17 protein-coding genes are annotated in these 22482 nt (G+C 61.6%); 4 read left to right on the top strand and 13 right to left on the bottom strand.

Going from position 1 to position 22482, the window contains the following annotated elements:
- Positions 1-112 precede the first annotated feature (112 nt).
- Positions 113-1978, top strand: coding sequence for a calcium-binding protein (locus Q1A89_RS07045; RefSeq protein ID WP_299725303.1), 1866 nt, complete (start codon positions 113-115; stop codon positions 1976-1978).
- Positions 1979-2045: 67 nt separating this feature from the next.
- On the opposite strand, the gene Q1A89_RS07040 is transcribed toward Q1A89_RS07045, so the two are convergent.
- From Q1A89_RS07040 to Q1A89_RS06995, 10 genes are all read right to left on the bottom strand, one after another.
- A complete protein-coding gene (locus Q1A89_RS07040; protein ID WP_299725301.1) occupies positions 2046-2822 on the bottom strand; it encodes an enoyl-CoA hydratase-related protein in 777 nt (258 codons plus the stop codon).
- Between the two features lie 70 nt (positions 2823-2892).
- Entirely contained in the window at positions 2893-3348 is a 456-nt protein-coding gene (locus tag Q1A89_RS07035; protein ID WP_299725299.1) for a cytochrome c-type biogenesis protein, read from the bottom strand.
- Complete coding sequence (locus Q1A89_RS07030) at positions 3345-5306, bottom strand: heme lyase CcmF/NrfE family subunit (protein WP_299725297.1); 1962 nt, start codon at positions 5304-5306, stop codon at positions 3345-3347. Before Q1A89_RS07030 ends, Q1A89_RS07035 begins: the two co-directional genes overlap by 4 nt.
- 230 nt (positions 5307-5536) lie before the next feature.
- The gene (locus Q1A89_RS07025; protein ID WP_299725295.1) at positions 5537-6109 is read right to left on the bottom strand and encodes a holin family protein; all 573 of its coding nucleotides are present in this window, start codon (positions 6107-6109) and stop codon (positions 5537-5539) included.
- Entirely contained in the window at positions 6100-6711 is a 612-nt protein-coding gene (locus Q1A89_RS07020; protein WP_299725293.1) for a holin-associated N-acetylmuramidase, read from the bottom strand. Before Q1A89_RS07020 ends, Q1A89_RS07025 begins: the two co-directional genes overlap by 10 nt.
- 81 nt (positions 6712-6792) lie before the next feature.
- Entirely contained in the window at positions 6793-7236 is a 444-nt protein-coding gene (gene ccmE, locus Q1A89_RS07015; RefSeq protein ID WP_299725291.1) for a cytochrome c maturation protein CcmE, read from the bottom strand.
- A gap of 4 nt (positions 7237-7240) precedes the next feature.
- The gene (gene argC / locus Q1A89_RS07010) at positions 7241-8269 is read right to left on the bottom strand and encodes an N-acetyl-gamma-glutamyl-phosphate reductase (protein WP_299725289.1); all 1029 of its coding nucleotides are present in this window, start codon (positions 8267-8269) and stop codon (positions 7241-7243) included.
- 26 nt (positions 8270-8295) lie between these two features.
- Positions 8296-9105, bottom strand: a complete 810-nt coding sequence (locus tag Q1A89_RS07005; protein WP_299725287.1) for an aspartate/glutamate racemase family protein — start codon at positions 9103-9105, stop codon at positions 8296-8298.
- An 18-nt stretch (positions 9106-9123) separates the two neighbouring features.
- Entirely contained in the window at positions 9124-10005 is an 882-nt protein-coding gene (locus Q1A89_RS07000) for a lysophospholipid acyltransferase family protein (RefSeq protein ID WP_299725285.1), read from the bottom strand.
- Positions 10006-10098: 93 nt separating this feature from the next.
- Positions 10099-13518 carry an indolepyruvate ferredoxin oxidoreductase family protein gene (locus Q1A89_RS06995; RefSeq protein WP_299725283.1) on the bottom strand — a complete coding sequence of 1140 codons (3420 nt, stop codon included), beginning with the start codon at positions 13516-13518 and terminating at the stop codon, positions 10099-10101.
- Positions 13519-13688: 170 nt separating this feature from the next.
- Between Q1A89_RS06995 and Q1A89_RS06990 the strand changes: the two genes are divergently transcribed.
- From Q1A89_RS06990 to purL, 3 genes are all read left to right on the top strand, one after another.
- Positions 13689-14594 (top strand): LysR family transcriptional regulator, encoded by a 906-nt coding sequence (locus tag Q1A89_RS06990; protein WP_299725281.1) that lies wholly within the window; start codon positions 13689-13691, stop codon positions 14592-14594.
- 263 nt (positions 14595-14857) lie between these two features.
- Complete coding sequence (locus tag Q1A89_RS06985; RefSeq protein WP_299725279.1) at positions 14858-17149, top strand: mechanosensitive ion channel family protein; 2292 nt, start codon at positions 14858-14860, stop codon at positions 17147-17149.
- A gap of 108 nt (positions 17150-17257) precedes the next feature.
- Complete coding sequence (gene purL / locus Q1A89_RS06980; protein ID WP_299725277.1) at positions 17258-19417, top strand: phosphoribosylformylglycinamidine synthase subunit PurL; 2160 nt, start codon at positions 17258-17260, stop codon at positions 19415-19417.
- Between the two features lie 221 nt (positions 19418-19638).
- Here the strand turns inward: purL and Q1A89_RS06975 are convergent, their stop codons facing one another.
- The 3 genes from Q1A89_RS06975 to Q1A89_RS06965 are packed head-to-tail and all read right to left on the bottom strand — an operon-like array spanning position 19639 to position 22343.
- Positions 19639-20892, bottom strand: a complete 1254-nt coding sequence (locus Q1A89_RS06975) for a VWA domain-containing protein (RefSeq protein ID WP_299725275.1) — start codon at positions 20890-20892, stop codon at positions 19639-19641.
- Positions 20885-21430, bottom strand: coding sequence for a hypothetical protein (locus tag Q1A89_RS06970; protein WP_299725273.1), 546 nt, complete (start codon positions 21428-21430; stop codon positions 20885-20887). The genes Q1A89_RS06975 and Q1A89_RS06970 overlap by 8 nt, the downstream gene beginning before the upstream one ends.
- A 4-nt stretch (positions 21431-21434) precedes the next feature.
- Positions 21435-22343, bottom strand: a complete 909-nt coding sequence (locus tag Q1A89_RS06965; RefSeq protein WP_299725271.1) for a MoxR family ATPase — start codon at positions 22341-22343, stop codon at positions 21435-21437.
- Positions 22344-22482 lie beyond the last annotated feature (139 nt).

Below are 22482 nucleotides of genomic sequence, written 5' to 3'. Positions count from 1 at the left end.
AGAGCGCTTCCTGAATTGTGTTTCTTCTGTGGCAACAATAAGGCACTGATGCTTGACCGCGTCAGTTCGCTGCCCTCTAGATGGCTGTGCTATTAGCAGGAGCTGGGGAATCATGGAAATTGGTATTGCGCTATTGGGCCTTTTGGGCCTCGGACTTTTGATCGAAGTTTTTGACGATGATGATGATCCTGTGGCTGAAACGCCTGCTGGTCAGGAAGAGGAAACACCGACCGAGGTCACACCTCCCGGTCAGGAAGAGATTACCGGCCTGACCCTGCCCGGCACCGAAGAAGCGGACACGCTGACTGGTGGCGCTGGCAATGACACAATCACCGGTGCTGGCGGCGACGACGACCTTATTGGCGGCGCGGGCGATGACAGCATCGAAGGCGGCGCAGGCGATGATATCGCTCAAGGTCAGGCTGGCAACGATCTGATCATCGGCAACGAAGGCGACGACCTGCTGCAAGGACGCGGTGGTGATGACACCGTTCAGGGCTTTGCGGGCGACGACTGGGTTGATGGCAATGACGGCGACGATGTTGTGCGCGGCGGTGCTGGCGCGGACGTGGTTGCGGGTGGGCTTGGTGCCGACATGATCGACGGACGTTCCGGCGACGATCTACTGATCTCGGGCGAAGCGCCGGGCGCTCCGCTGAGCACGGAGCAACTGGCTGCCCTGCGCGCAGGCACCCCGATCGAGACGGTGCTGGGCGATGTCAGTGCGCTTGAGTTGCGTGATGACGGTTCGGCCGACACGCTGGACGGTGGCACGGGCGATGACGTGATGTTCATCGGGGCTGAGGATTCGGCAACCGGTGGCGCGGGCGCAGACGGTTTCACCATCTTTGCCGATCAGGGCACCGATGGCGCAGGCCCCGCCACAATCGAAGACTATTCGGCCTCCGAAGATTCGCTGTTTGTCTACTTCCAGTCCGATGTGACCCCGGCGGACTCCACGCTTGCGGTCAATGATGATGGCGCAGACGCTGTGATCACCGTGGACGGCGAGGAAATCGCACGCGTTGTGGGTGCGGCTGGCCAGATCAGCGTCGACGATCTGCAAACCGTTCAGGCCGAGGCAGCACAGCCGCCGGTGCAGAATGAAATCACCATCGACGGCACGCCGGATGCGGACACCCTGACGGGCGGTATCGAGGCTGAGACGATCAATGGCCTTGCCGGAGATGATGACATCATTGCCGGTGCTGGCGCTGACACCATCAACGCCGGTGAAGGCGCGGATATCGTCCAGGGCCAGGGCGGTGCTGACCAGATCAATGGCGATGCCGGAAACGACCTTGCACAGGGTCGCGGTGGCAGCGACGTCATGTCCGGCGGTGCCGGTGATGACTGGGTCGATGGCAACGACAATCAGGATACCGTGGCCGGTGATGCCGGGAGCGACACAGTGATAGGTGGTCTTGGCGCGGACAGCCTGTCTGGCGGAGACGACAATGACATTCTGGTGGCCGGTGAACTCTTTGCCGATCCTCTCTCTGACACGGCGCTGCGTGCGTTGCGTGGTGGGTCGACCCTGAATGACGCCATCAGCTTTGAGATCGGGACCGGGATCACGATTGTCGATGATGGTGCTGTGGATGTGCTTGATGGCGGGGCCGGCTCGGACGACCTCTACTTTGGTGCAGGTGACACGGCCACCGGCGGGTCCGGTGAGGACACGTTTGGCATCGTTGTCGCCGCAGGCGCCACCGAGGCTGCCGTGATCGCTGACTTTGACAGCGCCGAGGATGTGATCGTGATCATCGACCCGACCCTTGATCCTGCGGGCACGGCCCCTGTGGTCACCGTCACCGATGACGGCGCAGACGCGCTGATCCTGCTGGACGGAAATGTTGTGGGCCGCGCTGTCGGTGGTGCGGGCAAGGTGCTGGCCACTGACATTGCGGTCGAGGCCAGCGTGCCCACAGCCGAATTTGAACCCAGCGGCCCCGGTGGCCTGATTGCCGTGATCTGAGGGATCAGACCACAGCCATGACATTCAGACGCAAGCGGCCCCCGGGTCGCTTGCGTTTATCATTGGCTCAGCGGCCTTCGAAATCCGGTTTGCGCTTTTCAACAAAGGCCAGCACGCCTTCGCGGAAATCCCGGCTTTGACCGCAATCGCCCTGCACCGAAGCCTCAAGCGCCAGTTGCGTGTCCAGATCGTTGCCCCAGCTCGCGCGGATCACTTGTTTGACCGCACCAAATGCCTTGGTCGGCCCCTTGGCCAGATGCGTCGCCCGACCGCGCCAATGCGCGTCAAAGCCATCATCCGCCACCGCCTCCCAGATCATGCCCCATGCGTCGGCCTGACGGGCGGTGATCTTGTCGGCAAACAGGGCTGCCCCCATCGCCTTGGCCATGCCCATGGCGCGTGGCAGCACATAGGTGCCGCCAGCATCAGGGATCAGCCCGATCCGGGTAAAGGCCTGCAGGAAATAGGCGCTTTCCGAGGCGATCACCACGTCGCAAGCCAGCGCCAGGTTCGCCCCTGCCCCGGCGGCTGCTCCATTCACGGCGGCAATCGTCGGAACCGGGCAGTTGATGATTGCATTCAGCATCGGGGTGTATTCGTCACGCAAGGTGCGTTCGAGGTTCAGATCGGACGCGTTGGCCCGGTCCCCAAGGTCCTGGCCCGAGCAAAACGCCCGCCCCGCCCCGGTCAGCACGACGACACGTGCCGTTTTGCCCGCATGAGTGACCGCGACCTGAATTTCGGCGCGCATCTGCGTGGTCAGCGCGTTCATCACATCCGGACGGTTCAGCGTGATCAGCGCCATGCCGTCCTTGGCCTCATATGTCAGGGTTTCGTATTTCATGCCCGGATCTCCCCTTGGGTTCCCGCCATGCATATCAAACCGATTGGTTTAGAAAAGCCCCGACGCGCCGTTACTCTTCGAGAATTTCACGCAACCGCTTGGCTTCGTCTTCGCTGAGGGCAGTTTCGGGGGTGGCCGGTGCCGCCGAGCGGCCCCGCAAATAGCCAAAGCCGATGCCAGCGGCCAGCAGGAACATCAGCGGCCCCGCTCCCCAAAGCAGCCAGTTCGACCCCGACGAGCGCGGCGTCATCAGCACAAACTCGCCGTAGCGTTCCACAAAGAAGTCGATGATGGCGTCATCCGTTTGCCCGGCGTCCACCTGTTCGCGGATCACCCGGCGGGTGTCGATGGCCCATTGCGCGTTGCTGGATGCCACGGATTCCGACTGGCACACAACGCAGCGCAACGCATGATCAAGGCCCCGCGCGCGCGCCTCAAGGGCCGGATCGTCCAGCATTTCGGACGGATCAAGGGCCAACGCGGCGCTTGCCAGCACAAACCACAGCGCAAGGGCCAGCCGTTTCATTCCGCAGGCACCGGTTTGGGTGTCTTGCGCGCAGGCACCGCGACGCGGAACCGCCGGTCACTCAGCGACAGGAACCCACCCAGTGCCATCATCGCGCAACCGATCCAGATCCAGTTGGTCAGCGGCTTGATATAGGTGCGCACCGCCCAGCCGCCGTTGTTCTGCGCATCACCGATCACCACATAGACGTCGCGCGCAAGGTTATAGTCGATGGCCGCCTCGGTCGTGGGCATCTGCGCCACCGGATAGACCCGCTTTTCCGGGCGCAGTTGCGCGATTTCGCGCCCGTCCCGCGCCAGCGTCAGATAGCCCTTGGTATAGAGGAAATTGGGGCCTTGCCCGTCTTCGACCTTGTCGAGTGTCAGGGTATATCCACCCACCTCAAACGGTGCGCCGATCTGGGCCACCCGGATGTCTTCGGACTGCCACGAGGTCAGGCCCGCAACGCCCAGCATGGTGATGCCAAGACCACCATGTGCCACCGCCTTGCCCCAGTCCGAGCGTGGCAGGCGGAACAGGCGCGCCGCGTTGAACCGCTGCCCGGTGCGGTTGGCCAGATCGACCATCGCGCCCATGACCAGCCAAGCGCCAAGGAATGCGCCCATCGGCCCGATCAGGCTGCGCCCGGTCTGCATGACCCAGGCCAATCCAGCAAAGGCCAGAGCCAGCACAAACACATAGCGCAAGGGACGCAGGGCCCGCGCAATCTGCCCCCGCTTCCACGGGATCATCGCCCCGACCGGCAGGATCAGGCCAAGAATGACCATAAAGGGCGTAAAGGCCATGTTGAAAAACGGTGGGCCAACACTCAGCTTGCGGTCAAAGAACATCTCGGCCACGAGCGGCCACATCGTCCCCACGAACACCACGAAACAGGACACGGCCAGCAGCACATTGTTGGCCACCAGCGCGCTTTCACGACTGACCATGCCAAAGACACCGCGCGCCTCCATCGTGCCCGCGCGCAGCGCAAACAAGATCAGCGCCCCGCCCATGAAAAAGCCCATGATCATCAGGATGAACACGCCCCGTTCCGGATCATTGGCAAAGGCATGCACAGAGGTCAGCAGCCCCGAGCGAACAATGAACGTCCCGATCAGCGAAAAGCCAAAAGCAAGGATGGCGAGCAATATGGTCCATGCCTTCAGGCTCTCGCGCTTTTCCACGACGATTGCGGAATGAACGAGCGCTGCCGCCAAAAGCCAGGGCATGAAGGATGCGTTTTCGACCGGGTCCCAAAACCAGAACCCACCCCAGCCAAGCTCGTAATAGGCCCACCACGATCCCAGCGCGATGCCGATGGTCAAAAACACCCATGCCGCCAGCGTCCAGGGCCGCACCCAGCGGCCCCAGGCCGCATCGACACGCCCCTCGATCAGCGCGGCCACGGCAAAGGAAAACGCCATGCTCAGACCGACATAGCCCAGATACAGAAACGGCGGATGAAAGGCCAAGCCGGGATCTTGCAGCAGCGGGTTCAGGTCTTGCCCGTCAAAGGGCGGCACCGCCAGACGCACAAACGGGTTCGAGGTAAAGAGTATAAAAGCCAGAAACGCGACGCCGATGGCCCCCTGCACCGCCAACACGCGGGCCCGCAAGGAGGGTGGCAGATTGTTCCCGAACCACGCCGCGGTCGCCCCGAACAGCGCCACGATCAGCACCCAAAGCAGCATGGAGCCCTCGTGGTTCCCCCACGTGCCGGAAATCTTGTAGAGCATGGGCTTGGCCGAATGGCTGTTGAGCACCACAAGACGCAGCGAGAAATCGGACACGATGAAGGCATACATCAGCGCTGCAAAGGAAAAGGCGATCAGCAGGAATTGTGCAGACGCCGCAGGCTCCGCCATCGCCATTAGCCGACTGTCGCGCCGCCACGCACCATACATCGGCACAAGCGCCTGCAAAATGGCAACCAGAAAGGCAAGAATGAGGGCGAAGTGACCAAGCTCTGTAATCATGGACCTGTTATAGGCCACTCCTGTCGGCGCGCCAATGCGACAAAGGCGAGAGGCTGATCACAGCTTCGCCACCAAACCCTTCTCTGTTTTCAAAAATCCCGGGGGGATGAGCCTGCGGCAACAAACGCTCCGGCGGAGCGTTTGAGCAGGTGAACGGCGGAGCCCGAACGCGGACGGCGATGGGGGCAGAGCCCCCGATACGGAAACCGCGTCTTTTTCCGCCCGGCCAATCAGGCCGAACGACGCCATTCATCAAGGGCCGGGTTCGCCTCGGGTGACAGGGCCGCGGCGGCCAGACGCACGTCTTGCCCCGTTCCGGCCACACCCACACTGTCGGCCCGCAGCTTGCGCAAGGCCGCGACGTTTTCCATCACCTGCGGGACATGGGCCATGGTGCCCACGATCTCGCGCTGGAATTGCTGGGCCTTCACCTGATGGCGCGCGCCAAAATAAAACGACACGATCACACCAAGCAGCCACCACAGGGGTTCAGGCACCAGCGCGATGCCCTGCATGCGCTCCGCAAACCAAAGAGGTTCGATCATCGCCGAGACAAACAGCCCCAATGTACCAAGGGCAAGTGCGGGGCGCGGCAGGCGGTTCACGCCGTCCATAAACTGATCAAACATCCCCTTGCGAGGCACCAGAAACTCCTGCCCATATTCCTTCATCGCCTGCATCTGCACGGCGTGGCTGCGCTGCGATCCGGCCTCGGCATTCTCGCGAAACACCTCGACGGTGTCCTTCACCACATTGCCGCCATTGCCAAACAACAGCCCGAACATCCGCTCCATCAACCCCATGCCGCAACCCTCTCCTGAAACTGTGCCGGGCTCAAATGAAAGCGCGGCGTGATGAATTCTTCGGCCCGTTTGATCCAGCCGCCCTTGGTGCCTGCGCGGGTGCGGGCATATTTACGGCTGGCCGGACGGCGGTCCGCGATGCGGAAGTAATAGTTGCGCCGCGCAATCCCGTAGGCATCAACCAGATGCTGAGGGGCAGAGACATAGGCCGCACGGGCCGCCCCGATGGTATTGGGGCCAAGCGCCCCGTCGACCACGCAAGGGTGCCCCATCTCGGTCAGCAAGCGCTGCAGGATCTTGATCGCATTGCCGCCTGCGTTGACATACATGTCAAAGACCGTGGCATGCAGCGCCTCGGGCAGTTCGGCGATCAGGGGCCGCTCGAAATAGTGGGTGACGAAAATATCGGTGGCTTGCCTGCGGGTCAGGCGGCGCACATCGCCCGCATCCACATCGCCATCGCGATCCAGATCAAGGCCAAGACGGCGCATCGTATGGATGGTCACCCCGAAATTCGTCGCCCCGCCTGGATCATCGGGGTCGTTCACATAGCCGCCCTCACGGTCGACAATTTCCTTGGCAATCTCTCTGACGCTTTGCATGGCGGCTTCCCTTCGGCACTTGGTCCGGTTCGAGGGAAACACTGCATTTAGATGGTTAACGGGCCTTGAGCCCTGCGCGCGCTAGCCGTTGGGGTCCTGATAGACGCCTTGTTCTTTCAGCGCGTCGACCACTTCGGATGGCATATAGGTCTCGTCATGTTTGGCAAGAATTTCAGAGGCTTCAAAGACGCCGTTGATGTAACGACCGGTCCCAACCATGCCCTGGTTCTCTTCAAACAGGTCAGGCAGCACGCCGGTAAAGACAACGGGTACCGACGCCCCACCGTCCGTCACTTCAAAGCGGATCGATTCGCCCTGACCGCGGATCAGACTGCCCTCAGCCACCAGCCCGCCGATGCGAAACACCTCCGAAGGTGCGGGGGGTTCAGCGACAATCTGGCTGGGTGCCCGAAAGAAATTGATCCCGTCGCGCATCGCGTAACCGATCAAGGCCGTGGACACCGTCAGCGCGACGGCCGCCAGGGCAATGATCTGAATACGGCGCTGTTTCTTGAGGCTCTTCATGGGCTCACGGGAAAAGCGGGGCCATCATCAGCCCCTCGGTCTCAGGTATACCTAGCATCAGGTTGGCGTTTTGCAACGCCTGCCCCGATGACCCTTTGGTGAGGTTATCAAGGGCCGCCACCACGATGGCGCGCCCGGGCAGGCGATCTGCGGCCACTCCGATGTGACAAAAGTTGGACCCGCGAATGTGCCGTGTGCTTGGCGCCTCGCCAAGGGGCAGCACCTTGATAAATACCTCGTCCGCATAGGCGGCGGCCAGCGTGTCATGGATCGTCTGCGCGTCGCCCTTCACATAGGCCGTGCCCAAAATCCCCCGATTGGCGGGGATCAGGTGCGGCTGAAACTGGATGCGCACATCTCGCCCGGCAACGCGCGAAAACTCCTGATCAAACTCACCCTGATGCCGGTGTGTGCTACCAAGGGCATAAGCGTGATAACCCTCGGAAAGCTCCGCATGCAGCAGGTTTTCTTTCAGCGCCCGGCCCGCGCCCGAAACAGCCGCCTTGAGGTCGAGGATAATCTCGTCGAGATCAATCACCCCGGCAGCAATCAGCGGGCGCAAGGCAAACTGCCCTGTTGCGGCGTTGCAGCCTGTGCCCGCAACCAGCCGCGCATCCGCAATCTCGTCCCGGTAGAACTCGGTCAGCCCATAGACGGCCTCGCCCTGCATCTCGATTGCGGCATGGGGATTGCCGTACCATTTCTTGTATTCCTCCGGATCACGCAGCCGGAAATCCGCGCTCAGATCAACGATCTTCAAATCACGCGGCAGCTCGCGGATCACCTCCTGGCTGGTCTTGTGCGGCAGCGCGCAAAAACACAGATCAATGCCGCTCCAGTCAATCTCGCCAAAAGGCACCATGGGCGGCAGATCGAGGTGACGCAGATGCGGATAGACCTCGGCGACCGTCTGGCCCGCTTTGGAAAACGCGCCCAAAGCCTTGATGTTGATAGAAGAATGGACAGAGATCAGCCGGATGAGTTCGGCGCCCGTATAGCCGGAGGCGCCCAGAATTGCGATGGAATAGGTCATGTTCGTCTTTCGAATAGGAGTTCAGATCAAGCAGGTTCAAACGTGATCTGTCGTCGCAAGAACTGGGTCGCTCGCTGACTGACAAGCACCGCATCGCCCGAAGTGAGGTATGCGGAGGTGCCTGTGCCCATCTTGTCCGGGTGCCGTTCGAGATAGTCGGCAAGGCTTTCACCGACGAGGTCCGCCTGACTGTAGACGGACACATCTTCGCCAAGCGCGGATTGGAACGTTTCCTGCATCAGCGGGTAATGGGTGCAGCCGAGGATCGCCGCCTGCGGATGGGGCATCTTGCGTTTCAGCGCATCCACATGGCTGCGCACCAAGGCCTCGGCCAGGATCATGTCGCCGTCCTCGATGGCATCCACCACCCCGCCGCAGGCTTGTGCCTCGACATCCACGCCGATGGCGCGAAAGGCCAGTTCGCGCTGAAAGGCACGGCTTGCCACCGTGGCCGGCGTCGCAAACAGGGCCACATGCTGCACCGCAACTTCACGGGGTGGCGAGTTGTCGCCCCATTGCCGTTCGGTCAGCGCCTCGATCATCGGCACAAACACACCCAGCACCCGCTTGTCCTCGGGCACCCAGCTTTCCTGCATCCGGCGCAGCGCCGCGGCCGAGGCGGTGTTGCAGGCCAGGATCACCAGATCGCAGCCCGCATCAAATAACCGCTGCACCGCCGCACAGGTCAGATCATAGATGTTGTTCGCTGTACGCACGCCATAAGGCGCATTGGCGCTGTCGGCGAGATAGACAAACTCGACCTCAGGCAGACGCTTTTGCACGGCGTCCATCACTGTCAGACCACCCAGGCCGGAATCGAATATGCCAACTGCCATCTTGCGCCCCTTGCGGCCTCAGGTCCGGTGCCGCGTTTCAAACTCATAGCCCAGATCAAAGACCTTCACCGGGTTCGGGTTCAGCTCATAAGTGGCATTGCGCAAAAAGGCCATCATCTGTTTGGAATCCCGCGCCATCGGATCAAGCACATCGCGCCCGATGGGCTCTCCCACCACCACGCGCACAGGGGTATCGACCCGTTTCTTGAACTCCTTGATCAGCAGACCCAAACGCAACGTGCTGTGCAGATGGCTTGCGATCTGGAACAGGCGGCTGGTGTGCCCGTCGAAATAGAGTGGAATGACGGTCGCCTCTGATTTGGCCACCATCCGCGCGGTAAAACTGCGCCAGCCGGGATCCATGGGGCGCGAAAACGGCTTAGCCCCGGTGCTGACCGTGCCGCCGGGAAAGATGCCAATGGCCCCGCCAGTGGCCAGATAGTCCAGCGAGGCCTTGCGGGTCGCCACATTCATCGCCATCGCCTCGCGGGTCTGATCGAAACTGATGGGCAACAGCACGCGGTTCAGCTCTTCGGCCTTTTTGAACACCGAGTTGGCCAGAATGCGAAAATCACCGCGCACCATGGACAGGATATGCCCCATGATCAGACCATCCAGAATACCGTAAGGGTGATTTGCGATCAAAATCAGGGGCTTGTCCTTGGGGATGTTGCTCAGCGCGCCGCCGATCACATCCAGCGTCAGACCATAGCGGTTGACCATCACGGCCCAGAAATCACCGCCCGCGGCGACTTCGTCCTCATAGCCTTCGGCCCGTTTGATCAGTCGCAAGCGGCCCGTCGTGTTCTCAAGAATACGAATCAGCGCCCGCCCGCCCTTTGTTTGTGCAGAGTGGGAATAGCTGATGTCGCGCGCAATGTGCCGTTTGCGATTGGGCATGGACGTCTCTGACTATTCGATCAACGCGTGTGCCTTATGTAAAGGGCCGCGCCCACCCTGCCTAGCCTCTTTGACAGGGATATGACGCTGCTCTTACTCGGCGGCCTTGGCGTGGTGTCCTCCGCCTGCGCGGATCATGGCCAGCAGTTCCTCGCGACGTTTGGCAGCCTTGGCCTCATTCGCCTCTTTGACTGGGCCAAAGCCGCGAATGTCCAGCGGCAGAGCCGCCAGGGCGACAATTGCATCACGGGTGGTGTCGGTCAGCTTGGGCAGCGCGTCGGCCATGTCAGCCTCGTATTGCTTGATCAGCGCCCGTTCCATCCGCCGCTCCGGCGTGCGTCCAAACGGGTCAAGCAGCGTGCCGCGCAGCCGTTTCATCCGCGCCAAAAGGCGGAAATTGCGCATCATGCCGGGCCCGTATTCCTTTTTCACCGGGCGACCATCCGGCCCCGTCTTGGACAGCATCGGCGGGGCGAGGTGGAATTTCATCGTGAAATCGCCGTCGAACTGCGCGCGCGCCTTGGCTTCGGTGTCCAGATGCAGGCGGGCAACCTCGTATTCGTCCTTGTAGGCCAGCAGCTTGTGATAGCCCTTGGCGACCGCCTCTTTCAGCGCCATGTCGCTGATGCCATCGACCAGCTTGCGATAGCGTTTGGCCAGCCGTTTGCCCTGGTATTTCACCAGATGGTCGGCACGATATGCGATCTTGTCTTCCAGCGTCTTGGGCATCTGCACCACTTTGGGCTCTGCCACGCGCGCGGCCTCTTCGCTGTGCAGCACCGCCCAGCGCCCTATGTCAAAGGCGCGTTTGTTGCGCTCGACCGCCGTCCCGTTCAGATCAATCGCCTGCTGGATCGCATCCAGCGACAGTGGCACAAGACCGCGCTGCCACGCCGCGCCAAAGATCATCATGTTGGAGTATATGGAATCCCCCATCGTCGCGCGCGCAAGATCAGAGGCATCGAACATATCGACCCGCCCCTGCATCCGCGCCTCAAGCGACAGGGCGAGCCGATCGGACGGCAGGGCAAATTCGGTGTTACGGGTGAAGTCGCCGGTGATGATCTCGTGGCTGTTGACCACGGCACCCGTGCGCCCCGATGCGGTCAGACCCAGCGTCTTGGCCGCGGCACTGACCACCAGATCGCCGCCGATCAGCGCATCCGCCTCGCCCGTGGCGACCCGTATGGCACTGATATCTCTTGGATCATTGGCAAGGCGGCAGTGGATATGCACCGCACCACCCTTTTGGGCGAGGCCCGCCATTTCCATCATGCCCGCGCCCTTGCCATCGATATGGGCGGCCTGTGCCATTACGGCCCCGATGGTAACAACGCCCGTGCCGCCAACCCCGGTGATGACCACGTTCCACGTGCCGTTGATCGTTGGAAGGTCGGGCATCGGCAGGTCGGGCAGGTCCAGCGTGGTGGTGGCCTGCTTTTTCACCTGCGCGCCCTCGAGGGTTACAAAGGACGGACAGAACCCCTTGAGGCACGAGAAATCCTTGTTGCAGCTTGACTGATCAATCGCCCGCTTGCGGCCCAGTTCTGTCTCGGCCGGCACGATGGACACGCAGTTGGATTGCACCCCGCAATCGCCGCAGCCCTCGCAGACATCCGTGTTGATGAACACGCGCTTGTCGATATCCGGGAATGTGCCGCGTTTGCGGCGGCGCCGCTTTTCAGCGGCACAGGTCTGTACATAGACAATGACGCTGACCCCTTCGGTCTTTGCAAACCGTTCCTGCACGATCTGCAATTCCGCGCGTTCATGCACCGGCACGCCAGAGGGAAAGCGGGACACATCCACATCCTCTTTCTCATCATAGACCACGGCCACGTGTTCACAGCCCATGGCACGGACCTCGTCCACGATGCGGTAGGCATCCAGACCGCCATCGTTGCCCTGCCCGCCGGTCATCGCGACCGCATCGTTGTAAAGGATCTTGTAGGTCATCGTGGTGCCAGCCGCGAGGGCCGCACGGATCGCCTGCACACCGGAGTGGTTATAGGTGCCATCGCCGAGGTTCTGGAACACATGGGCTCGGTTCGAAAACGGCGCCTCGCCGATCCAGTTGGCGCCTTCACCACCCATATGGGTGTAGCCGATGGTTTCGCGCTCCATCCATTGCACCATGTAGTGGCACCCAATGCCCGCATAGGCGCGGCTGCCATCCGGCACCTTGGTCGAGGAATTGTGCGGACAACCCGAGCAGAAATAGGGCAAACGGGCCGCGATATCCTCGGCATTGTCCGACCGGCGCGCTTCGTCCAGCATGGCCATACCGGCAGAGATTCCGTCGGTCTCGCGCCCTTCTTCGATCAGGATTTCACCCAGTTTTTCGGCAATCCAGATCGGATCGAGCGCGCCGCGCGTGGGGAACAGTTCCTCGCGGTGCAAACCGCCCGCGCCACCCTTGTACCAGCCATAGACCCTGCGGCCCTGACGGTCGTCAAAAATGGCCTCCTTGATCTGCACTTCGATCAGCTTGCGCTTTTCTTCAACGACAACAATCAGATCGAGCCCCTCGGCCCAGTCATGAAACCCCTGCATGTCCAGCGGAAAGGTCTGGCCGACCTTGTAGGTGGTGATGCCCAGCCGCTCGGCCTCATTTTCGTCGATGTTGAGCAGCGACAGCGCGTGCACGAGGTCGAGCCAGTTCTTGCCCGCCGCGACAAAGCCGATTTTGGCCCCCGTTTTGCCCCAGACGCGCTTGTCCATGTTGTTGGCACGCGAAAACGCCTCAGCCGCGAACCGCTTTTTATCGATCACGCGGGCTTCCATCGCGGTCGGATCGTCCACCAGGCGAATGTTCAAACCACCGTCGGGCATGTCGAATTCTGGATGAACAAAGGACAGGCGATGTGGATCGCCATCAACCACACTTGTCGCCTCGACCGTGTCTTTCATTGTCTTGAGGCCAACCCACGTCCCGGAAAACCGGCTAAGCGCCCAGGCATAAAGACCGTAATCCATGATCTCCTGCACACCGGCAGGGGAAACGACGGGCATATAGGCATCCACCAGCGCCCATTCGGACTGGTGCAGCACGGTCGAGGACTCGCCGGTGTGATCGTCCCCCATCGCGACGATCACGCCGCCACTGGGTGATGATCCTGCCATGTTGGCATGTTTGAACACATCGCCGGAACGATCCACACCCGGCCCCTTGCCATACCAAAGGCCAAAGACACCGTCATATTTGCCCTCGCCGCGCAGTTCCGCCTGCTGGCTGCCCCACAGGGCGGTGGCGGCAAGGTCTTCGTTCAGGCCGGGCTGAAAGGTGATGTCGTGGGCCGCCAGCGGTTTCAACGCGCGGGTCATGTGCATGTCGACCGCACCCAGCGGAGATCCGCGATATCCGGTGACCAGACCGGCCGTGTTCAGCCCGGCGGCCTTGTCGCGCGCCTTTTGCATCATCATCAGGCGCACAAGCGCCTGTGTGCCATTCAAAAGCACCGGGCTTTTGTCCAAGTCATAGCGATCGTTCAAGGAAATCTTTTGCGTGCTCATGCGTGGCCTCCCCTGCCGCGATCAGTCTTGCATATATTTCGCCCAAATATAGGTCATTAATGCTGACCTGTATACAAATATTTTTTCAACCCAGCGGTTCCTTTGGCGCCGTGGCTGTGAAATGGGATCAACTCAGGTATGATCGGTCGAGCTTTACGGATTGCACAAAAATGGATTGGGACAAGTTACGCATTTTTCACGCGGTCGCTGACGCGGGCAGCCTGACCCATGCGGGCGACAAGCTGAACCTCAGCCAATCCGCCGTGTCGCGCCAGATTCGCGGGCTTGAGGAGTCGCTGAACGCCACTCTGTTCCATCGCCATGCGCGCGGGCTGATCCTGACCGAACAGGGCGAGTTGCTGTTTGACGCCACCACGGCAATGAACAAGCGGCTCGACACGGCCAGCGCCCGCATCCGCGACAGCGAAGAGGAAGTGTTTGGCGATCTGCGCGTAACCTCGACCATCGGCTTCGGCACGCTGTGGCTGGCCCCGCGTCTGGTCAAGCTCTACGCCAAATACCCCGACCTGCGTGTCGATCTGATGCTGGAAGAACGGGTGCTCGATCTGCCCATGCGCGAGGCTGACGTTGCCATCCGCATGAAAGAACCCAGCCAGGCCGACCTGATCCGCAAGCGCCTGATGACGGTCAAGATGCAGCTCTTTGCCACGCAGGCCTATCTGGACGAAAACGGCGTGCCGGAAACCCTTGAGGATTTCGTCGACCACCGCCTGATCTGCCAAAGTGTGAACGCCACGCAAGTGGGCGCCAGTTCGACCCTCGTGCAACAACTGCTGACCTACGAGGTGCGCAGCCTGCTGACGGTCAACAACTACTTTGGCGTGTTGCAGGCCGTGTTGCAGGATCTGGGCATTGGCATCCTGCCAGATTATGTCAGCGCCGAAGACGCGCGCCTGGTGCATATTCTGCCGGATATCGAGTCGGCTGATATTCCGGTATTTCTGGCCTACCCAGAGGAATTGCGCCAATCCAAGCGGATTGCTGCCTTCCGCGATTTCGTACAGGAAGAGATCACCGCATACCGCAAGGCGCTGAGAGCAAAAGAAAACCTCTAAGCCATGCACCCAGCGCATAGCGGCCATGCCGCGTGGCGTGCGCGAACCGCCTTGAAACGCAGCATTGCGACGCCTAATTCACCATCATGAAGACAACGCGCTCCCGCGCCATCTTCATACCTCCCTGTTGGACTTGGCCGAGCTTCGCGCTCGGCCTTTTTTTTGGCCATGCGCCTGCGCGGTCCTTTGCTCCGCCTCGCAAATTCACTTGCATAAATGCGTAACCGGGCCGCAATGTGCTCCTCACGTTACCGTGTGGGGACATGATGAAAATTGACAAGTTGGTGATGCAGGCCCTGGCGATCCTGCTCTGTGTTGTGATGGCAAGCGGCGCGTTTGCGCAGTCGCTGGTGACCCTGCCCGGATCGGATGACGCAACCGCAACAACTGTCGAATTGCCCGACCCGCTGACCCCGGAGGCGGCCAATGCACTGATCTCCCGCCTCAGCGACAGCGAAGTGCGCGCGCTGCTGCTTGCCCAGCTCGACACGCAAGCCGCAGTCGAAGAGGAAGACGCCGCAGGCCTGTCAGAGTTCTTTTTCCACGCCACCAGCGGCGCGGTCGAGACAGTAACAGAATCCGTCAGACGCCTGCCCATCCTGTTCACCAAACAAGGCGAGGCCTTTGCCCGCTTTTTCAATTTCCTTGGCGTATCGGGGCTCATGTCCCTTGCCATGGCTCTGGCAGGGGTGATCGCTGCCGCAGGTATCGTCGAGGTGCTGTTTCGCCGTCTCGTACGCCCCTGGTTGGAACTGCCCCGCGAACGGCACGCAGATGCCACGATGCGCGAGGCGGTTACGCTGCTGTTCAAGCGGCTGGCCGGCCAGATCGGCGCCGTGGCCGTGTTTGCCACGGTTGCGTACATTGTGACGCACAACATTGTACCCGAATTCTACCGCCCCTTCATCTCAACCGTTGCCCCGATGATGATTGTGCTGCCACGCATGGCGGCGGCGGTTTCGCGGTTTCTGATGGCGCCGGACAACCCGGCCTACCGGATTGTGCACACCGACAATGTCACTGCCAGCGCAATGGTGTTTCACACCCGCTGGCTGGCCTTTCTGATCGGCGCTTCATTCTTCATCCTCTCCTTCAACGCGGCCAATGGTGTGCCGGGCGGGGAAACACGGCTCGGCTTTTGGCTGAACCTTGGCGTGCACATCTACATTGCCGTCATCATCTGGCGCTACCGCGCGGGGCTTGTGCAGATGATGCGCGGCGCCGAACCGGATGTCAGCCCGATGGAGGATCGCATCGCGCGCGCCTTTCCGATCTTTGGCCTCGCTGTGTCCATCGGAACATGGTGGGTGGTCAATATCGTGGTCAGCTACGGCAACTTCGCCCTCCTCGGCAGCCTGCCGCATTACAAGACCATGACCCTGCTGCTGTTTGCCCCGGCGATGGACACGCTGATCCGTGGGCTTGTGCATCACCTGTCGCCCCCAATGACAGGCGAAGGGCCCATCGCCGAACGCGCGCACTACGCCGCCAAACGCTCCTACATCCGCATTGGACGCGTGATCGTGTTTGGCATCGTGCTGCTGATCATCGGGCGGTTCTGGGGCATGACGCCGGGCGGCTTGGCCTCGGCGGGCGTGGGCGAACGGCTGGCGGGCAGCATGATCCAGTTCCTGATGATCATCTCGGTCGGCTACATCGTCTACGAACTGGTCTCGCTCTACATCAACCGCAAATTGGCGCAGGAACAGACCTCGGCAGGCTATGACCCTGACACCGAAGATACGGGCGACGGCGGCGGCGCAGGCGGCTCGCGCCTGTCCACCGTCCTGCCGCTGATCCTTGGGGTCGCACAGACGGCCATTGTGGTCCTGTTCGTGCTGCTCGCGCTCTCAAATGTGGGCGTCGATACAACCCCGCTGCTCGCCGGTGCCGGTATCGTCGGTTTGGCCATCGGTTTCGGCGCGCAAAAGCTGGTTTCGGACGTGGTGTCGGGCATCTTCTTTCTCATCGATGACGCCTTCCGCACCGGGGAATATGTCGACGTGAATGGCACCATGGGCACGGTGGAAAAGATCTCGATCCGCTCCATGCAGTTGCGCCACCACAAAGGGCCGGTGCACACGCTGCCCTACGGCGAAATCCCCAAGATCACCAATTTCTCGCGCGATTGGGTGATCATGAAGCTGCGCTTTACCGTGCCCTTCGGCACCGATCCGGAAAAGGTACGCAAGCTGTTCAAGAAGATCGGGCAGGACATGCTGCAGCACGAGATTTATGGCGACGACTTCCTGCAGCCGTTCAAATCGCAAGGCGTGTTCGAATTTGATGATGTCGGCATCGTGATCCGGGGCAAATTCATGGCCAAGCCGGGCACGCAGTTCACCATCCGCAAGGAAATCTACAACCGCGTGAATGCCGCGTTCGAGGCCAACGGGATCGAATTTGCACGCCGCGAGGTGCGCGTGGCCCTGCCCGGCATGGACGAACATGACAAGCTGACGGATGCCGAAAAACAGGCCATCGCCGCTGCCGCAACTCAAGCGGCTCAGGAACAGACAGCGGCCGCTCCAGCAGCCGACAAACCGGGCGATTGACGGGGCCGCCCCGGTTTCGCGGGCGCACACGCGCCATGATGGGCGTTTCACCACTTTCCCCCACCTCGGCCTTGTCCTAAAAGCCCCCCAAGAAGACGGGGGCCAGACATGCAAGAACCACAGATTACCGATGAGTTGATCGCCAGCCACGGCCTCAGCCCCGATGAATACGCGCGCATCCTCGACATCATCGGGCGCACGCCGACCTTCACCGAACTCGGTATCTTTTCAGCGATGTGGAACGAACACTGTTCCTACAAATCCTCCAAAAAGTGGCTGCGCACCCTGCCTACGGACGGCCCGCAAGTGATCTGCGGCCCCGGCGAGAATGCAGGCGTCGTGGATATCGGCGACGGTCAGGCCGTGGTCTTCAAGATGGAGTCCCACAACCACCCCAGCTACATCGAACCCTATCAGGGTGCGGCCACTGGCGTGGGCGGCATCCTGCGCGATGTCTTCACCATGGGCGCACGCCCGATTGCTGCGATGAACGCGCTGTCCTTTGGTGAACCCGACCATCCCAAAACCCGGCAACTGGTGCACGGCGTCGTTGCAGGCGTCGGCGGCTACGGCAACGCCTTCGGCGTACCTTGCGTGGGTGGCGAAGTGCGCTTTGATCCGGCCTACAATGGCAACTGCCTTGTGAATGCCTTTGCCGCCGGTCTCGCGGATGCGGACAAGATTTTCTACTCTGCCGCCTCCGGTGTCGGCATGCCTGTGGTCTACCTTGGTGCCAAAACGGGCCGCGACGGCGTCGGCGGCGCCACCATGGCATCCGCCGAATTCGACGACACCATCGAAGACAAACGGCCCACCGTTCAGGTCGGCGACCCCTTCACCGAAAAGCGGCTGATGGAAGCGACGCTTGAGCTGATGGCCACGGGCGCTGTCATCTCCATTCAGGACATGGGGGCCGCCGGCCTCACCTGCTCTGCCGTCGAAATGGGCGACAAGGGCGGCCTTGGCGTACGCCTTGACCTTGAAAAAGTGCCGGTGCGCGAAACCGCGATGACGGCCTACGAAATGATGCTCAGCGAGTCTCAGGAACGCATGCTGATGGTGTTGCGCCCCGAGCTTGAGGCCGAGGCCAAGGCCGTGTTCGACAAATGGGACCTGGACTTTGCCATCGTCGGCGAAACCATCGCAGAGGACCGGTTCCTGATCCAACTCAACGGCGAGACCAAGGCCGATCTGCCGCTGTCCAAACTGGCCTCGACCGCCCCCGAATATGACCGCCCCTGGGTGCCGACCCCGGCGCCTGCGCCGATGGATGATGTGGTCAATGTCGATCCCATCGACGGGCTCAAGGCGCTGCTGGCCTGCCCCAACTACGCCTCCAAGGCCTGGGTGTTTGAACAATATGACACGATGGTCATGGCCGACAGCGCCCGCACGCCGGGCATCGGGGCCGGGATCATCCGCGTGCACGGCACCGACAAATCGCTCGCTTTCACCTCGGATGTGACGCCGCGCTACGTGCAGGCCAACCCGGTCATGGGCGGCAAACAGGCGGTGGCCGAGGCCTATCGCAACCTGACCGCCACCGGTGCCACGCCGCTGGCAACCACGGACAACCTCAACTTCGGCAACCCCGAAAAACCCGAGATCATGGGCCAGCTGGTCGGCGCGATACAAGGCATCGGCGAAGCGGTCGCAGCACTCGATATGCCCATCGTGTCGGGCAACGTCTCGCTTTACAACGAAACCGATGGTGCTGCGATCCTGCCCACCCCGACCATCGGGGCCGTGGGTCTGATCGCGCACCCCGATGACATGATCGGCTGCGATGTCCGCGAGGGGCATCTGGCCGTCCTGATCGGCGAAAGTGCCGGGCATATGGGCCAATCCGCCCTGCTGGCCAAAGTGTTCAACCGCGCCGAAGGCGACGCACCTCCGGTCGATCTGGATGCGGAAAAGCGCAACGGCAATTTCATCCGCGCCAACCGTGCTCTGATCAACGCCTGCACCGACCTCAGCGACGGCGGGCTGGCACTGGCCGCGTTCGAACTGGCCGAAGCCTCGGGCGTCGGCCTTGTGCTCGACAGCAGCGACACCGCAACCCTCTTTGGCGAGGATCAGGGGCGCTATCTGGTGGCCTGCAGCTTTGACAAGGCCGAGGCGCTGATGATCGCCGCCGGTCAAGCAGGCGTGCCGATCCAGACCGTGGGCAAGTTCAGCGGCGACACCGTGTGGATGGGCCAGTCCTGCGCCCCCCTGTCCGAGCTCAGCGCAATCTATCGCACCACCTTCGCAGACACCTTCGCCTGACCCTTGGTTTCGGAGCCGCCGTCGCTTGATCGCCAAGGGACAGGGGATGGGCTGACACTCAAGCTGAAATGCGGAGGGTCCCTGACCAGAGGAAACCGTATTTCTGCTTGAATGGCAGACCATCCCCTGTCACGCCAAAGATCATGTGACGGCGGCTCGGACACCTTGGTTTTGGTGAGACCCGAAGCGCCAAATAATAAATGTAATGCGCCGCAAGGCGCTCAATCTGACAACATCCGCATCAGGCGATCCCGCTGCCCCACATCATCGCGGCGCGAAATCACCTCCGCCAACTCTTCCAGCGACGCAATCGAGTGGCCCGCGCGAAAGCTGTCCACATGGGGCAGCATGGCAGCGATCCCGCGCGCCTTGGGCGCGAATTCATCCCAGCGCAACAACGGGTTGATCCAGATCAGGCGACGGGCGGACAGGTGCAGGCGCTGCATCTGACGGGCCAGCGCATCCGGATCGTCCCGGTCCAGCCCGTCGGTGATCAGCAGCACAACTGCCCCCTGCCCCAGTACCCGACGCGACCAATCGCGGTTGAAGGCCTCAAGGCAGGTCCCGATCCGCGTGCCACCTTCCCAATCCTGCGCCTCGGCCCCGGCAGCGCGCAGGGCCGTATCCACATCGCGGGTCGCCAGATGCCGGGTGATATTGGTCAGCCGCGTGCCAAAGGTAAACGCATGCACCCGCGCCCAACCCGCCCCCTTGGCATTGCTCACCGCATGCAGGAAATGCAGCACCACGCGGGAATACTGGCTCATCGAGCCAGAGATATCGCACAGCACCACAAGGTTGGGATAGCGCGGTTTCGGCGTTTTCCATTTCAGATCGCGCATCTCGCCGCCAAAGCGCATAGCGGCGCGCAGCGTGCGACCCGGGTCAACGCGCCCGCGCGCGGCGTGCCGGGCACGGCGGGAGGGCATGGGATCAATGGGCAGACGCATCCGGGCCAGCATCGCCTTGGCCTGCGCCATCTCGGCGGTGCTCATCTGCTCAAAATCAAGGGTTTTCAGCTTTTCCTCGGCAGAGGTGGTCAGTGAGGCGTCAATCTCGATCTCGGTGCCCTGCTCTTCTTCGTCCTCCGGAAGGTCGGGTGCGACGGCGCCATCCAGCAACGCCTCGGCAGCCCGTTTTTCCGCCGCCTGTGCCCCGCGATCCTCCTGCACCCCGCGCACGGCCGGCAGCATTGCGGCCATCATGTGCTCAAGATAACGCGGATCGCGCCAGTAGAGGCGAAAGATCTGGGCAAAGACCGCGCGGTGTTCGGGTCGCGAGACGAAACAGGCATGCAGCGTCCAGTAAAAGTCGCGCCGTTCGGTGAACCCTGCCGCATTGACGGCCTCGATGGCATCGATCAAACGTCCCGGTCCGATGGGAATTCCGGCACGGCGCAGCGCACGGGCAAAATGCATGATGTTCCCTGCAAGCTTGGGATCTTCAGGCAGTTCGAGCGGGGCGTATTCAGGCATGCGGACGTTCCAGATACGTACAAATTTCCTCCGCTGCGCTGCCCGCGGACAGGTCCGTAACGTCCAGCACGATGGCCGAAGCCGGAACAAACAAAGTCTGGCGACTTCGAATGGCTTTCAGCACGTCGCCATCCGTCAGCTTGGCACTTCCGGCCCGGGATGGGTCCGACAGACGGCGCTGATTTTCATCGATAGAAAGGTCCAACACAAACAGATGCAACGGTGCGTTTCGGTCGCGCGCAAGAGCAAGCGTGGGTTGGAAAAGGGGTTTCGCCGCTGGTTCATCCGCCAGAGCATCCGTCAAGACAATGGGCACATCGTTTGGTAGCCGACGCGCGTGGTCGAGGATGAGGTTTCGAACTTCTTCGCGCATGGCGATGCTTTCCGGCGTATCGCGGGCATAGAGTACCCGCGCAGCATCCAGCATCAGGTGATTGTGTATCAATCTCCCGCCCAAGCGTTCGGCTACACGCTGCCCAATTGGTTTTTTGCCCGCGCCAGGCCAGCCGCCGATATGGATCACGGGTGCGACGGACATCAGATCATGCAGGTTCCAGCGATGCCTTGGCCTCATCCAGAATGCGCTTGGCCTCGGACCCCTGCAGCTTCTGGATATCGTCCTGGTATTTCAGGATCGCGCCAAGCGTATCGGCGATCACTTCGGGACTGAGGGTTATGGCATCGAGCGCCAGCAGGCATTTGGCCCAGTCGATGGTTTCGGCGACCCCCGGTTTCTTGAACAGATCCTCCGTGCGCAGGCGCTGCACAAAGGCGACAACCTCCCGGCTGAGCGACTCTGACGCTTCGGGTGCGCGCGCCTGCAGGATGTCCATTTCGCGATCAAACCCGGGATAATCCACCCAGTGATAGAGGCAGCGGCGTTTGAGGGCGTCATGCACTTCGCGGGTGCGGTTGGAGGTCACGATGACGATGGGCGGCGCGGGCGCCTTGATGGTGCCAAGCTCGGGAATGGTCACCTGAAAATCCGACAGCGCTTCCAAAAGGAAGGCCTCGAACGGCTCATCCGTGCGGTCAAGCTCATCAATCAACAGCACCGGCGCGCCATTCTCATCCGGCTGCATCGCTTCGAGAAGCGGGCGCTTGATCAGGAATTCATCCGAAAACAACTCGGCCTGCAGCACCTTGCGATCTGACCCGCCCGCGGCTTCGGCAGTGCGGATGGCGACCATCTGGGCGGGGAAATTCCACTCGTACACGGCCGAGGACGCATCAAGCCCCTCGTAGCATTGCAACCGGATCAGCCGCCGCCCAAGGCCCGCGCTCAGCGCCTTGGCGATCTCGGTCTTGCCCACGCCCGCCTCGCCTTCGAGGAACAGAGGCCGTCCCAGCTTGAGGCTGAGAAACACAACCGTGCCGAGCGCGCGGTCGCAGACATAGCCCTGCTCGGCCAACATGGCCTGAACGGCATCAATCGAGGGGGGGAGAGTCATGGCCAGTCCTTCTTTGTCCCCAACCTGCATCACGCGGGCCGGGCGTCAAGCCCCGGACGCTGCCCATCGTTGACGGGATTCTGCGAAAATGTCATGCTGTGGCAACGAATTGGGCGCGAAAAAGCCCGCAACACCACAC

This window comes from uncultured Tateyamaria sp., assembly GCF_947503045.1.
Taxonomy (GTDB): Bacteria; Pseudomonadota; Alphaproteobacteria; order Rhodobacterales; family Rhodobacteraceae; genus Tateyamaria.
This window is presented reverse-complemented; position numbering and strand designations above follow the sequence as displayed.

Bases quoted from the DNA above. Each gene is read 5' to 3' on its own strand.
- Q1A89_RS07045 (WP_299725303.1), top strand. From the start codon at position 113: ATGGAAATTGGTATTGCGCTATTGGGCCTTTTGGGCCTCGGACTTTTG.
- Q1A89_RS07040 (WP_299725301.1), bottom strand. From the start codon at position 2,822: ATGAAATACGAAACCCTGACATATGAGGCCAAGGACGGCATGGCGCTG.
- Q1A89_RS07035 (WP_299725299.1), bottom strand. From the start codon at position 3,348: ATGAAACGGCTGGCCCTTGCGCTGTGGTTTGTGCTGGCAAGCGCCGCG.
- Q1A89_RS07030 (WP_299725297.1), bottom strand. From the start codon at position 5,306: ATGATTACAGAGCTTGGTCACTTCGCCCTCATTCTTGCCTTTCTGGTT.
- Q1A89_RS07025 (WP_299725295.1), bottom strand. From the start codon at position 6,109: ATGGGGTTGATGGAGCGGATGTTCGGGCTGTTGTTTGGCAATGGCGGC.
- Q1A89_RS07020 (WP_299725293.1), bottom strand. From the start codon at position 6,711: ATGCAAAGCGTCAGAGAGATTGCCAAGGAAATTGTCGACCGTGAGGGC.
- ccmE (WP_299725291.1), bottom strand. From the start codon at position 7,236: ATGAAGAGCCTCAAGAAACAGCGCCGTATTCAGATCATTGCCCTGGCG.
- argC (WP_299725289.1), bottom strand. From the start codon at position 8,269: ATGACCTATTCCATCGCAATTCTGGGCGCCTCCGGCTATACGGGCGCC.
- Q1A89_RS07005 (WP_299725287.1), bottom strand. From the start codon at position 9,105: ATGGCAGTTGGCATATTCGATTCCGGCCTGGGTGGTCTGACAGTGATG.
- Q1A89_RS07000 (WP_299725285.1), bottom strand. From the start codon at position 10,005: ATGCCCAATCGCAAACGGCACATTGCGCGCGACATCAGCTATTCCCAC.
- Q1A89_RS06995 (WP_299725283.1), bottom strand. From the start codon at position 13,518: ATGAGCACGCAAAAGATTTCCTTGAACGATCGCTATGACTTGGACAAA.
- Q1A89_RS06990 (WP_299725281.1), top strand. From the start codon at position 13,689: ATGGATTGGGACAAGTTACGCATTTTTCACGCGGTCGCTGACGCGGGC.
- Q1A89_RS06985 (WP_299725279.1), top strand. From the start codon at position 14,858: ATGATGAAAATTGACAAGTTGGTGATGCAGGCCCTGGCGATCCTGCTC.
- purL (WP_299725277.1), top strand. From the start codon at position 17,258: ATGCAAGAACCACAGATTACCGATGAGTTGATCGCCAGCCACGGCCTC.
- Q1A89_RS06975 (WP_299725275.1), bottom strand. From the start codon at position 20,892: ATGCCTGAATACGCCCCGCTCGAACTGCCTGAAGATCCCAAGCTTGCA.
- Q1A89_RS06970 (WP_299725273.1), bottom strand. From the start codon at position 21,430: ATGTCCGTCGCACCCGTGATCCATATCGGCGGCTGGCCTGGCGCGGGC.
- Q1A89_RS06965 (WP_299725271.1), bottom strand. From the start codon at position 22,343: ATGACTCTCCCCCCCTCGATTGATGCCGTTCAGGCCATGTTGGCCGAG.